We start from the raw sequence: 11,876 nt of genomic DNA on the forward strand, positions 1-11,876 counted from the left end.
TCCTATGATAACTTTATTCTACAAACAATTACTTTTAAATTAAGAAGGAGGATAATGTAACAATGAGTGTACATATTGGAGCGAAACAAGGAGAAATTGCTGATAAGATTCTATTACCTGGGGATCCTCTTCGTGCAAAATATATTGCTGAAACATTTTTAGAAGACGTCATTCAATATAATGAAGTAAGGGGTATGTATGGCTTCACTGGAACTTACAATGGTGAACGAGTATCTGTCCAAGGTACCGGGATGGGTGTTCCCTCCATTTCCATATACGCAAATGAGCTAATCCGCGAATATGACGTGAAAAAATTAATTCGAGTCGGTACATGTGGTGCCTTGCAAAAAGATGTTAAAGTAAGAGATGTTATATTAGCCCAAGGTGCAACAACTGATTCACAGGTTAATCGTATGGTATTCGGCGGAATTGATTTTGCGCCACTCGCTGATTTTGAATTATTAAAGAATGCATTTGACGAAGGTATAAAAAAAGGATTAAACCTCCGAGTAGGGAATATCTTTACTAGTGATTCCTTCTACCGAGAGAATGCGAAAACAATCAATGAAATGCTTGCAAGCTATCAGGTGCTCGGCATCGAAATGGAGTCTTCTATATTATATACACTTGCTGCGAAATACGGACGTCAAGCATTATCTGTCCTAACTGTTTCCGACCATATTATTACTGGCGAAGAAACAACAGCTGAGGAACGCCAAACAACATTTAATGAAATGATTGAGATTGCACTTGCCGCAATCATCAAATAAAGATGACCAGCTATTTGTAGTCGCCTAAGCCAGAGGTTCAATAGCTTTTGGTTTTGGAGTTATATTCGATGTAAATTACAAGCAATAAGGCTCAGTAATAAGCACTGAGTCTTTTTAATGTCTGTATTTTACCACCTCTTTAGAAGATAAATTCTGTTCCTAACAAGTTTAAACATTTTTAAAATCCTTGCTAGATTTCCATCCACAATTGAATTAGTACATTTTTTTGTGAAACTGAACCAAAAACAATAATTGAATTATCACCAATAGTTACTCAAGCGAAGATAATACAATTTTTTTCAGTTTACTCGCAACAACGACATGAGACGATCATATGCCGCACTGTTGTTAACCACATATATAGACAGGTTGACAAACTGGCGTTCTCCATATATTATTTTTTAAAAAGGGGGAGAATCATGAGACGTTTACGTGCTATTGATTTAACATATGGGGCAGTTTTTGTTTGTTTGATGGCCATTGGCGCGAATATTACCGTTTGGTTTCCAATATTATCCGTTCCAATTGGTGGAGCAACCGTACCATTATCATTACAAACATTCTTCGCTATCTTAGCTGGATTCATGTTAGGAAAAAGACTTGGTTCATTGTCCATGCTTACCTATCTCTTATTAGGTACGGCTGGTGTGCCAATTTTCGCAGGGCTTGAAGGTGGACCTTTCGCTTTAATTAGTCCTACAGGAGGATTTATTATTTCCTTTATATTCGTTGCCTATTTCGTCGGTCTTATCGCTGAATGGTATAAGGCTCCATCAATATTAATCTATACAGTTGCAGCTATTATTGGATTACTTATTAATTATGGATTAGGTGTTACGTATATGTATGTCGCTATGAACACATGGCTTGAGCTTTCAATCTCTTACTCCATCGCCTGGATTGGGATGATCCCATTTCTAGTCAAAGATGCTGTATTATCTGTTATTGCTGCAATGTTTATGGTCAATATTACGAAACGATTGCCATTGCTTTGGCAACGTGCTTAATATAACTAATTTGTTCGAAGGCTTTTTTTAAGAGCCTTCGTTTTCTAATTTCCCCATTTGTAAAATATTCTTCAACAAACTAAAATTCCACAGACTTTCCTGCTTTATTTACCTTCACATTCTCATATGGTAAAATAACATCATCGTTTAGCAAAAGAAACACATACAAAGCAGAGGATTACTTTATAGAGCAGAAAGGACGTAGAACATAGACATGGAATTATTTATGAATTTCCCGCTTTGGGCAGCATTGACTGCCATTGTATTCGCCCAGGTAATTAAGATCCCGATTCGATTTATTGCAACGAGAGAATTCACACCTGGCTTAGCATTTAGCACTGGGGGAATGCCAAGCAGTCACTCAGCTGCAGTTACCGCCTTAACAACAGGTATTGGTATTGTGGACGGTATAACAAGTACAATATTCGCCCTTTCTGCTGTGTTTAGCGTCATCACGATGTTCGATGCTTCAGGAGTCCGAAGGCATGCTGGTGAGCAAGCCGTTGTTTTAAATCGGCTATTGAAGGATTTTCAATTATTTTATGATGGTGCAAAGGATTGGAATAAAAAAGCAGAATATGAAAAACGTAAGGAATTAAAAGAACTTTTAGGACATCAGCCAAGCGAAGTATTCATGGGGGGCATAACAGGAATTATCATCGCCTTTCTCTTATATTCCTTTTATTAAATAATACTGCGGAAAAGGTACAAAGAGAATTTTTCTCTCCTGACAGCCACTTTCCAGGCGAACAGGCAGATCCAGTTATTGGTTTATAATAGTTATCGTTATTCCAATCAGCACTAGTAACAAGAAAAGATAAAAATTAGATAAAAAAACAAGACCTTCAACTAGAGGTCTTGTTTTTTTCATCTATTTATTTAGCCTTCAACATACTTTTGACGGAATACTTGTAATGCCTCTGTTTCATTTAACTTCATTAAAGTTTCTTCAGTTAATGTACCATCACCAATTTCGACAATATACACATCCAGCTCTCTCTTTCCCCACTCTGCAAATACATCATCGACCGTATGGAAGTATAAATCAATTTTATTACCAGTAATTGCACTTCCCTTATCTGCAACTACACCATAGCCATATTCTGGAATATAGAGAACCGTCCCTAAAGGGTAAACATCTAAATCTGCAGCAATGGTAGAATACAAGTCTCGCTTCACCTTGACGCCTGAAAATGTAATACCATATTCAGGATGGGCGCTTGATTTCCCAGTTGATTCTATCCCTGCAGTATATCCTGTTGCAATGACCGAAGCGGTCGGATACTGCTCAAAGTCAATGACTTCTTCCAATGAGCTTGGTGCCTTTATTTCATCATTTGAAATTAATGTTTTCTTTCCTTCTAAGCTGTTTAATTGCTTGTCCTTTAGAGCTACCTCTCGATACTCTGATGCTTGCTGTACATGGCTTACATGGTCTTTTTGAATGTTCTCAGCCCATATTTTCATATCTTGAAACGTCACATTTGAAATAGATGATGCTGTTACTAATAATGCAACTGCAAATAACAGCGTCATAATGATTCTTTTTATAAGCAATTTCAGTTCCATGAATAACACCTCTCTGGATGTCATCATGTCCAATCCCAGAGAAATTATTCATAAATCTACTAAAACATTCGATAACCACTCTTACGTAATAGTTTTATAACAATGCCAGAAACTATTGTTCCGGCAAAACCAGACAGTAGAATAACAATATCTACAGTCGTTAAATTCATTAATTTATTCCCCAGAGCAGTAAAGGCATTTACTGTATTTGTAAAATATTCCCATGTAGATAAATTATCGATTATGAGAATAATGACAATGGGATATAAATACGACATGACCCATGTTTTTCTTATCAACATATTTAAAATAAATGCAATACCAAAAAAGATAACAAAATATAATAATATTGAAACAACTAATTGTACCAATGTGGAAACTCCCCCCGTATTCCCTATGTAATCATACAACCCTAATCTTATAATAAAACAAAGAAAAAGCAAAGGCAGATAACTGTCTTTGCTAAAAGATGTGAATAGCGAACAAAAGCACCTGGGCTCCTGTTTAACGACTTGGAGATACAGGAAGTCTCGCTAACATTTTAGTGCTGTGGGACATGGCTGTACCATTAGTAAAAGAAATTAAACTTTCCTTTCTTCATTACTAATCCAAAACCACCTAATTTAAAAAGATAACGATTGTCGATGATTTTCTTCATTACAGAGGCCTTCCAACCGAATACTTTACGGTTATTTAATACAACACCTATCGCATCATCATGTCCAAGTGATGCTACTGTCCCTAAAGATTTAGCTTTAAACGGCTCTGTTGCCTTTCCTTCAATCAATGCCTTAATATTTTGCGCGATAACCGAAGATTGCTGGATTGCAATTTGAGCAGTAGGTGGGAATGCTCGATTTGTTTCTTTATCAACAACCATCGCACAGTCACCGACGACAAATACGTCATCAAATTCTGGTGTACGCAGATCGGTTCTTACTTCTACTTTCCCACGATTCGTCTCAAAACCAGATTGCTCGACAATACCATTTGCCTGTACCCCAGCAGACCATATAACCGTCTTCGTAGGTATCTCACATTTTTTGCCATCTTTTTCGTAAATAACCGAGTCTGATGTGCATTCTTTAATTGCTGCATTTGTAACAAATTCTACACCACGAGATTCAAGAGAGGTCATAGCATATTCAATTAGTTGAGGATCAAAGCCTTGCAGGACTGTAGATGAGGCTTCCAAAATAATAATACGTACAAGTGCTTTCTCGATATCATATTCAGCACTTAGTTCTGGTATACGGTTGATTAGTTCACCTGCAAATTCCATGCCAGTGAATCCTCCGCCACCAATTACAATATTCAAGCGCGCATTATCCTTTTCTTTATCATAATGATAATTCGCAAAATTATATTCTAAATGCTCTCTAATTAAGCGAGCACTATTAATGCTTTCTATTGAGAATGCATGCTCATCAATTCCCGGTATACCAAATGTAGTCTTTTCAAATCCTAAGCCAATGACTAGCATGTCGTATTCCAGTTCGCTGTTTTCCAATTTCACTTTTTTTTCTTCAGGATTAATCGAAACTACGGTATCAAGAATAAAGTCAACCTTATCCTTGTTTACTACTTCTTTAATTGGAATCCTTGTCCGATCATGATGCAATGTACCAGCAGCATTTTCATGCAGCCATGTTGTTTGATAATGATAATCTTCCTTGTTCACCAAGGTAATCCTAATTTGACCTTTTCCAAATAGTTTCTGCAATTTCACAGTAGTCATGATTCCACCATAGCCGGCACCGATGATTACTACATGTGGCTTATGCATAATTTTCACTTCCAATATTCGTAATAATGTTGATTTACTTTAATAGATAAATCATAAGAGTAATCAAAAGATAATCTCTTTGTTACATAAATGTAATATATGCCTATTGCCTATAGTAGCGTTTTTCGCTATTTTTTTCAACCCTAATTCGTTAATTTGTAATTGGAATAAATTTCCAATACGGAATTATTTGTGGTCATATCGCGAGGTAGTTCTACTTTCTAAGCCTAGTTTGCATTGCTACACTGTTTTGATTAGTTTATGGTAGTATAAAGATACGAATAATTTTAATAGATAGAAATGAGGTATTTTTCCATGTCTGAAAAAGTTTATGACATTACTATTATTGGTGCGGGCCCTATTGGTTTGTTTACAGCATTTTACGGCGGAATGCGTCAAGCAAGCGTTAAAATAATTGAAAGTTTACCACAGATTGGCGGCCAATTATCTGCCTTATACCCAGAGAAAGATATTTATGATATAGCAGGTTTTCCTAAGGTTCGTGCTCAGGATTTGGTAGATAATCTGGAAAAACAAGCAAACCTTTTCGATCCTACAATCGTGCTTAATCAAGCAATTGAAGCAGTTGAGCGTATGGAAGATTATTCCTTTAAACTAACATCAAATACCGGAGAATTACATTATACTAAAACAATTATTATCACTGCTGGAAATGGCGCTTTCCAACCTCGGCGCTTAAACATTGGCAATAGTGAGCAGTTTGAAGGAAATAATCTTCATTATTATGTAAAAGATATGAATCAATTCAAAGATCAGCATGTGGCACTTTTAGGCGGGGGTGATTCTGCTGTCGACTGGGCATTAATGCTTGAACCAATTGCAGCTAAAGTAACTCTAATCCATCGGCGTGATCAATTCCGTGCGCATGAGCATAGCGTTGCCAAACTACAAGATTCTTCAGTAAATATTGTCACGCCTTTCGTTCCAACTGAAATTATGACTACAGATAAGATTGAGGGATTAATTTTAGAAGAGGTTAAAGGTGAACGAAAAATAGAGCTTGAGGTTGATTCCATTCTTTGTAACTATGGTTTCATTTCTACGCTTGGTCCAATTAAAGATTGGGGATTAGAAATTGAGAAAAATAGTATCGTCGTCAATTCGAAAATGGAAACAAATATACCTGGAATTTACGCTGCAGGTGACATCTGTACATATGAAGGGAAAGTAAAGCTAATCGCAACTGGCTTCGGTGAAGGACCAACTGCAGTTAATCATGCAAAACAATACATTGATCCAAAAGCGAGACTGCAACCCAAGCATTCCTCCGATATGGATTTACCCGTTTGATATATAATATTAATTTTCATAAAAAAGCAGCACAGGAAGATAATTCCATTGCTGCTTTTTTGCGATCAAGTACTAGCAATCTCCTGGTGTTCCAACGTTTTCTTTCGTTCTAAAGGATGAACCGCATCCACACGATAAGACTGCATTTGGATTGTCGATACTGAATCCTCCGCCCATCATGTTTTGTTTAAAATCGATTGTTGTTCCTTCGATAACAGGAATGTCTTGACTAAAAATTGCAACTGGGATTCCATTTATTTCTTCGACTGTATCTAATTCATTGTTAATTTCATAATCAAACCCTAACGAGTACGATAATCCACTACATCCGCCACCTCTAACCCCAAAACGGAGAACGGCATCTGCGGACTCTTCTTTCATCATTTCTCTTATTTGCATACATGCATTATCTGTTAAATTAATTACCATTACTTTTCCCTCCGATTCCTTATCATACATTGCATCCTATAAATAATTATACAAATAATCATTCTGTTATACAACTAAATGATTTAAGCATTTAGCGCTTTTAGTAAAGTTATTACAATTATAAACTGCAAACTAACTTAGTTGAGAAATTTCTCTCAGGCTGCTCGCTCCAGAAATACACTTCGCGCACCTTAGGGGGGCTGGCTAGCCTTCTTGTGATGCGCACTTCAAAGTCTCTCCGAGGCCCTTCCTCCCGCAGGAGTCTTCGTGTATTTCTTCCGCTGGGGATAGGACTTAATCTAGACTTACCACTAACTATTTCATTTATTTTAGCGAAGCAATTAAGACTCCTGAGAATAGCAACAACTTACCAGATCTAAAATTCATTCATTAGTTCGCAATTTATATCGACTATAAATATCAATAATAAATTGAAAATGCAATAGATTCTATATTGGAACGAGTAACCTCAGTTCCATTTTATAAAGCAGCCAAGCATTATGCCGCCGACTCCTTGAACCTTCTTTATATTACACACATCAATCGCTTAATTCTTTTTATTTACAAAACCACAGGTTAGGAATACAATAATAGAGAATAGTTATCAATTAGGCAAATTTGATTGTATGTGGTAAAATAGAAATAACTTACTCGATAGTTTTTAAAGATTTTCATTTTATTATATAGGTATTGAAAGGGGAAGATGGATTATGCAAGAACAAGTTCAAGAAGTATTAAATAAGTTGCGTCCATTCTTACTGCGTGATGGTGGAGATGTAGAATTGATTGATGTTGATGATGAGGGTATTGTCCTTCTTCGTCTAATGGGTGCTTGTGGTAACTGCCCTAGCTCTACAATTACATTAAAAGCAGGAATTGAACGTGCATTAATGGCAGAAGTTCCTGGTGTTAAAGAAATCGAACAAGTATTTTAAATAACTCATTTTAAAGGCAGACAGCTATTGTCTGCCTTTTTTATTAAGCTCATATCTAATTTTTGATGTTTTTACTGAATTGCCGTTTTTGCACCTGTTCCATTAAGTACTCCTGCGATATTATCCATACAAAGTTGGATCATCTCTGTTCGTGTTTCCTCACTTGCAGAACCAATATGTGGAATACAAACTGCATTATCTAATTGCATAAGCGGATGCTCATTGGTAATTGGTTCGACTTCGAACACATCAAGACCAGCAGCTTTAATCTTATTCGTTCTAAGTGCTTCGACAAGTGCATCCTCATCTACTGTTGCCCCTCGTGAGATATTGATGAAAATAGCAGTCTGCTTCATCTTCTCAAATGCTGCTTCGTTAAAGATTTTACTTGTTTCTGGTGTAAATGGAACAACAGAAACGATGAAATCAGCTTCTCCAATCAATTGCTCGAAGCTTACATACGTTGCTTGTAAATCTTTTTCAGCAACTGGTTTGCGTGAGCGATTGTGGTAAAGAATGTTCATATCGAATCCTTTTGCCCGTCTTGCAATCGCTTCTCCAATTCTGCCCATTCCTACAATACCAATCGTTTTATGATGGATATCAGATCCTGCAAGCAAATATGGAGCCCAATTTTGCCACTGGTTTGTTTTAATATATTGATTTGCTTCTACGATTCGACGTGCAGTAGCCATTAATAAAGCAAATCCTAAATCTGCAGTTGTTTCTGTTAATACATCGGGTGTATTTGTTGCAATGACCCCATGTTTTTTTGCTGCATCTAAGTCAATATTGTCGTATCCTACTGCTAAATTAGAAACTACCTTTAAGTTTGAGGAATGCTGCAAGAGCTCATCATCAATTTTGTCACTTAACATACAGAATAGCCCATCGGCATTTTTAACTTCTTCTAATAAGATCTCTCTCGGAACTGGTTCTTCTTCTTTCTCCCACATACGGATTTCGAATAAATTAGCATATGGAGCAATTACAGCCTCATCTAAACTTCGTGTAATATAAATACGTTGTTTCTCCATCCCTTTTCCCTCTCTCCGTTAGAAAACTTGGTTGTCACCACATATGTAGTAAGAAAGTTTCAATACTTCCTTAACTACCTATATATACCTTACAACAACCATTGTAACACAGGTATATTCCATGTATCGGTATCCACTCCTACACTTTGATAAAATCCACATAATCGTTTTTCATAAATTGTTTGCTGCTCTAACAGATTTGCTAAATCGATGTATAATTGTTCAAAATCTTCACTGACAAACCCCCGAGCAATCAAATCAAATATCGGAATTGGATAAAGCAGCCGTCCATAAATGAGCCGCCAGCTAAATACTGATAGTGGCCGTGCCTCCTGATAATCGAAAAGAAAATTTGTCACCTTCTCATTCGGTTCATTCATAAAATATTGACGTCTAATATATTCCGCAATATCTCGAACAGGATGGTCATAAACTAAATCCTCAGACCATATAACCGGCTCCTGCAGGTGGTTCGCATATCTTTTAAATGTAACGGTGCTTTGGTCCACCTCGTGAAAACGTTGCTCTCCTTCACTCTCCTGCATATATTGAATCGCATTTTCGCTAATTCCAATTAAATATGGTAAGCTATCCATTAAGAGTCGATAATAAGCGGTGGGATGAAGCTTTGCCTCTTGTTCAATTTTCGCTTCAAATACGGTCAATTTCTCAATCCACAGCTTTTTCCATGAGCCATAGCTTGAAATATTTTTAGGCTCATAGCGATAAGCAGAACCTAATTGGTGAAACATCGCCAATGATTTACCATCTGTTTGCCTGTTTTCCTGTTTTAACTGGTGAACTTGGAATACCATATAGCTTTTATCAGCAAAGGAGCTAAACCACTCTCCATTTAAATTTGGAATTGGCATCGTAACTTGCTTATAGTCATTTTCCATTAAGTAATAGGCAAGTGCAGCTTGCTCCATTAAAATTACTTCCCTGTTGTCATTTGTAGTGATAAAATAAAATTGATTCCCTTGTCTGTATCCTTCTTTCCCGTTTAACCATATTTTCTCTTCTACTTGGATATTATAATGAGTAGAAAGTAATTCTCTTAAAGGCACCGAAATCCCTCCCCTTCTTATATTATTACTGTATGATTGGAAACAATATATTTTAACTAAAAATGAGAAAAGGTGATTAATAATGGCTGAAAATACAAGTAAGAGTGCATTGGAAATCAAGGCAAGGGAACTATTGAAAGAACGAGGCGTGGAATTAGAAAATATCGCGGAACTTGTTTATTACCTGCAATCAAGCTACCATGATGATTTAACGATGGAGGAGTGTCTTCATAATGTTGATCGTGTTTTAACAAAGCGCGAAGTTCAAAATGCTGTTTTAACAGGAATCCAATTAGATATTCTGGCGGAGAAAAAACAATTGTCAGAGCCACTACAAACGACAATTGAAAATGATGAGGGCTTATATGGAGTAGATGAAGTTATTGCATTATCGATTGTCAATGTATACGGATCAATCGGATTTACAAATTATGGCTATATCGATAAACAAAAACCAGGCATACTTAAACGGCTAAATGATAAATCAACTGGAGAAGTACATACTTTCTTAGATGATATTATAGGGGCAATTGCTGCTGCCGCTTCTAGTAGACTTGCACATAGCAATGAAAGTTAAGGACTATAAAACGGAGGAAGAATGATAACTCATTCCTCCTCCGTTTTATTTAAAAGAACTTGGCTGTCGATAAATTCTACAAAGCGTTTTCGCAACGAAAAGACTAAACCAACATTAATATATTTATGAACCTAAATTAAACATACTCAATCCATTCCCGTAAACTGTGGACATGATAGACTGGCTGCTTTTCTAGATTTGGTAATTCTTCAAATGGTGTTACACCAGTAAATACCATTAATGTATCAATTCCTGCGTTAATACCTGCACAAATATCCGTATTATAGTTGTCCCCCACCATTAATGTTTCTTCTTTAGATAAACCTAAAATGGCTAATGCTTCCTCCATAATAATCGATTCCGGCTTACCAATGAAAATTGGTGCAACACCAGTACTTACAGTTACAACGCTTGTTAGCGCCCCGTTTCCCGGCAAAAGTCCACGCTCAGTAGGGATAGCAACATCACTATTTGTTGAAATAAACGTTGCTCCATTTCGAACAGCAAGCACTGCTTTCGCATACTTCTCATAACTTATTTCTCGATCAATCCCCACTATAACGTAGTCCGGGTTCTCATCCGTTATAGTAAGCCCATTATCTCGAATGGCAGAGAGAATTCCCTCTTCGCCAATTACATAGCAACGCGCATCCTCTTTTTTACTTTTGATGAAGTTAGCGGTCGCTAAGCTTGTCGTTACTACTTGATTTGGTGTACACAAAATCCCCATTCCATTTAATTTATTCGACACATCCACACTAGTTTTTGAAGAGTTGTTCGTGACAAACAAGTATGGTATGTTTTTTTCAGCTAATGTACGGACAAAGTCTGCAGCAGCTTCAATTGGCTCTGTGCCACGGTACATTGTTCCATCTAAATCAATTAAATAACCTTTATAATTCTTCATTTAATGTCCTCATTTCTGCAGTAAATCTTAGCTTTATTCATTTGAAAATGCATTTGCAACTTCTAATGCATTCTTTAAATAGCTTCGAACATGTACACTAAATTGCTGAAGGGTTTCTTTCTTTTCTAACATCACATCACGTAACATTGTATGGTCAATTGTCCGATACTCGTGAATGAGGGCTTTACGCAAACGGATGAATGTTTTGTAGTCTGCTTCTTCTTCAGCTGGGATTACTTTTTCATCAACAAGAATATCAATAATATCTTCATATCCACCTGGATCACGCATTATAAAACCGTCAATCATCATATTTCCAGCATCGATAATTGATTCGATTAACATATGGATCATTCGTTCAAGGCTTAGCTTTTCCTTAAAGGAATCAAATTGATTATTTCTTGATACCTCGTCTAAAATTTTTTCCATATATAAAAGCGTTTCTTCAATATTACTTTGATCTACGAAATACATATGTATT

General features: G+C 36.5%; 14 protein-coding genes. 6 read left to right on the forward strand and 8 right to left on the reverse strand.

The features are described from left to right. Positions 1 to 62: 62 nt before the first annotated feature. From deoD to CUC15_RS13385, 3 genes are all read left to right on the forward strand, one after another. On the forward strand, positions 63 to 770 hold the full coding sequence (gene deoD, locus CUC15_RS13375; RefSeq protein WP_114917136.1) for a purine-nucleoside phosphorylase: 708 nt from the start codon (positions 63 to 65) through the stop codon (positions 768 to 770). A 419-nt stretch (positions 771 to 1,189) separates the two neighbouring features. Further along, entirely contained in the window at positions 1,190 to 1,777 is a 588-nt protein-coding gene (locus CUC15_RS13380; protein WP_114917137.1) for a biotin transporter BioY, read from the forward strand. Positions 1,778 to 1,991: 214 nt separating this feature from the next. Further along, on the forward strand, positions 1,992 to 2,465 hold the full coding sequence (locus CUC15_RS13385) for a divergent PAP2 family protein (RefSeq protein WP_114917138.1): 474 nt from the start codon (positions 1,992 to 1,994) through the stop codon (positions 2,463 to 2,465). A 191-nt stretch (positions 2,466 to 2,656) separates the two neighbouring features. On the opposite strand, the gene CUC15_RS13390 is transcribed toward CUC15_RS13385, so the two are convergent. From CUC15_RS13390 to CUC15_RS13400, 3 genes are all read right to left on the reverse strand, one after another. Continuing rightward, on the reverse strand, positions 2,657 to 3,346 hold the full coding sequence (locus tag CUC15_RS13390; RefSeq protein WP_114917139.1) for a 3D domain-containing protein: 690 nt from the start codon (positions 3,344 to 3,346) through the stop codon (positions 2,657 to 2,659). 59 nt (positions 3,347 to 3,405) lie between these two features. Then, positions 3,406 to 3,717 (reverse strand): YuiB family protein, encoded by a 312-nt coding sequence (locus CUC15_RS13395; RefSeq protein ID WP_114917140.1) that lies wholly within the window; start codon positions 3,715 to 3,717, stop codon positions 3,406 to 3,408. Between the two features lie 197 nt (positions 3,718 to 3,914). Then, a complete protein-coding gene (locus tag CUC15_RS13400; protein ID WP_114917141.1) occupies positions 3,915 to 5,132 on the reverse strand; it encodes an NAD(P)/FAD-dependent oxidoreductase in 1,218 nt (405 codons plus the stop codon). A 315-nt stretch (positions 5,133 to 5,447) separates the two neighbouring features. Between CUC15_RS13400 and CUC15_RS13405 the strand changes: the two genes are divergently transcribed. Then, positions 5,448 to 6,443, forward strand: a complete 996-nt coding sequence (locus tag CUC15_RS13405) for an NAD(P)/FAD-dependent oxidoreductase (RefSeq protein WP_114917142.1) — start codon at positions 5,448 to 5,450, stop codon at positions 6,441 to 6,443. 72 nt (positions 6,444 to 6,515) lie between these two features. Here the strand turns inward: CUC15_RS13405 and CUC15_RS13410 are convergent, their stop codons facing one another. Continuing rightward, positions 6,516 to 6,872 carry a HesB/IscA family protein gene (locus CUC15_RS13410; RefSeq protein WP_114917143.1) on the reverse strand — a complete coding sequence of 119 codons (357 nt, stop codon included), beginning with the start codon at positions 6,870 to 6,872 and terminating at the stop codon, positions 6,516 to 6,518. Positions 6,873 to 7,582: 710 nt separating this feature from the next. Between CUC15_RS13410 and CUC15_RS13415 the strand changes: the two genes are divergently transcribed. After that, on the forward strand, positions 7,583 to 7,807 hold the full coding sequence (locus CUC15_RS13415; protein ID WP_087972712.1) for a NifU family protein: 225 nt from the start codon (positions 7,583 to 7,585) through the stop codon (positions 7,805 to 7,807). A gap of 71 nt (positions 7,808 to 7,878) precedes the next feature. On the opposite strand, the gene CUC15_RS13420 is transcribed toward CUC15_RS13415, so the two are convergent. Continuing rightward, positions 7,879 to 8,844, reverse strand: a complete 966-nt coding sequence (locus CUC15_RS13420) for a 2-hydroxyacid dehydrogenase (RefSeq protein ID WP_114917144.1) — start codon at positions 8,842 to 8,844, stop codon at positions 7,879 to 7,881. Positions 8,845 to 8,933: 89 nt separating this feature from the next. Beyond that, a complete protein-coding gene (locus tag CUC15_RS13425) occupies positions 8,934 to 9,911 on the reverse strand; it encodes a protein kinase family protein (RefSeq protein WP_114917145.1) in 978 nt (325 codons plus the stop codon). A gap of 82 nt (positions 9,912 to 9,993) precedes the next feature. Here CUC15_RS13425 and CUC15_RS13430 point away from each other — a divergent pair, with 82 nt between their 5' ends. Beyond that, the gene (locus tag CUC15_RS13430; protein ID WP_114917146.1) at positions 9,994 to 10,488 is read left to right on the forward strand and encodes a phosphatidylglycerophosphatase A family protein; all 495 of its coding nucleotides are present in this window, start codon (positions 9,994 to 9,996) and stop codon (positions 10,486 to 10,488) included. A gap of 136 nt (positions 10,489 to 10,624) precedes the next feature. Here the strand turns inward: CUC15_RS13430 and CUC15_RS13435 are convergent, their stop codons facing one another. Then, positions 10,625 to 11,395, reverse strand: a complete 771-nt coding sequence (locus tag CUC15_RS13435; RefSeq protein ID WP_114917147.1) for a TIGR01457 family HAD-type hydrolase — start codon at positions 11,393 to 11,395, stop codon at positions 10,625 to 10,627. Between the two features lie 33 nt (positions 11,396 to 11,428). After that, entirely contained in the window at positions 11,429 to 11,869 is a 441-nt protein-coding gene (locus CUC15_RS13440) for a DUF86 domain-containing protein (protein ID WP_114917148.1), read from the reverse strand. Positions 11,870 to 11,876 lie beyond the last annotated feature (7 nt).

It is taken from the genome of Oceanobacillus zhaokaii (assembly GCF_003352005.1).
In the GTDB taxonomy this organism is placed as follows: Bacteria; Bacillota; Bacilli; order Bacillales; family Amphibacillaceae; genus Oceanobacillus; species Oceanobacillus zhaokaii.

What these genes read in the sequence shown, in the direction of transcription:
- deoD (WP_114917136.1), top strand. Translation starts at nt 63, where the DNA reads ATGAGTGTACATATTGGAGCGAAACAAGGAGAAATTGCTGATAAGATT.
- CUC15_RS13380 (WP_114917137.1), top strand. Translation starts at nt 1,190, where the DNA reads ATGAGACGTTTACGTGCTATTGATTTAACATATGGGGCAGTTTTTGTT.
- CUC15_RS13385 (WP_114917138.1), top strand. Translation starts at nt 1,992, where the DNA reads ATGGAATTATTTATGAATTTCCCGCTTTGGGCAGCATTGACTGCCATT.
- CUC15_RS13390 (WP_114917139.1), bottom strand. Translation starts at nt 3,346, where the DNA reads ATGGAACTGAAATTGCTTATAAAAAGAATCATTATGACGCTGTTATTT.
- CUC15_RS13400 (WP_114917141.1), bottom strand. Translation starts at nt 5,132, where the DNA reads ATGCATAAGCCACATGTAGTAATCATCGGTGCCGGCTATGGTGGAATC.
- CUC15_RS13405 (WP_114917142.1), top strand. Translation starts at nt 5,448, where the DNA reads ATGTCTGAAAAAGTTTATGACATTACTATTATTGGTGCGGGCCCTATT.
- CUC15_RS13410 (WP_114917143.1), bottom strand. Translation starts at nt 6,872, where the DNA reads ATGGTAATTAATTTAACAGATAATGCATGTATGCAAATAAGAGAAATG.
- CUC15_RS13415 (WP_087972712.1), top strand. Translation starts at nt 7,583, where the DNA reads ATGCAAGAACAAGTTCAAGAAGTATTAAATAAGTTGCGTCCATTCTTA.
- CUC15_RS13420 (WP_114917144.1), bottom strand. Translation starts at nt 8,844, where the DNA reads ATGGAGAAACAACGTATTTATATTACACGAAGTTTAGATGAGGCTGTA.
- CUC15_RS13430 (WP_114917146.1), top strand. Translation starts at nt 9,994, where the DNA reads ATGGCTGAAAATACAAGTAAGAGTGCATTGGAAATCAAGGCAAGGGAA.
- CUC15_RS13435 (WP_114917147.1), bottom strand. Translation starts at nt 11,395, where the DNA reads ATGAAGAATTATAAAGGTTATTTAATTGATTTAGATGGAACAATGTAC.
- CUC15_RS13440 (WP_114917148.1), bottom strand. Translation starts at nt 11,869, where the DNA reads ATGTATTTCGTAGATCAAAGTAATATTGAAGAAACGCTTTTATATATG.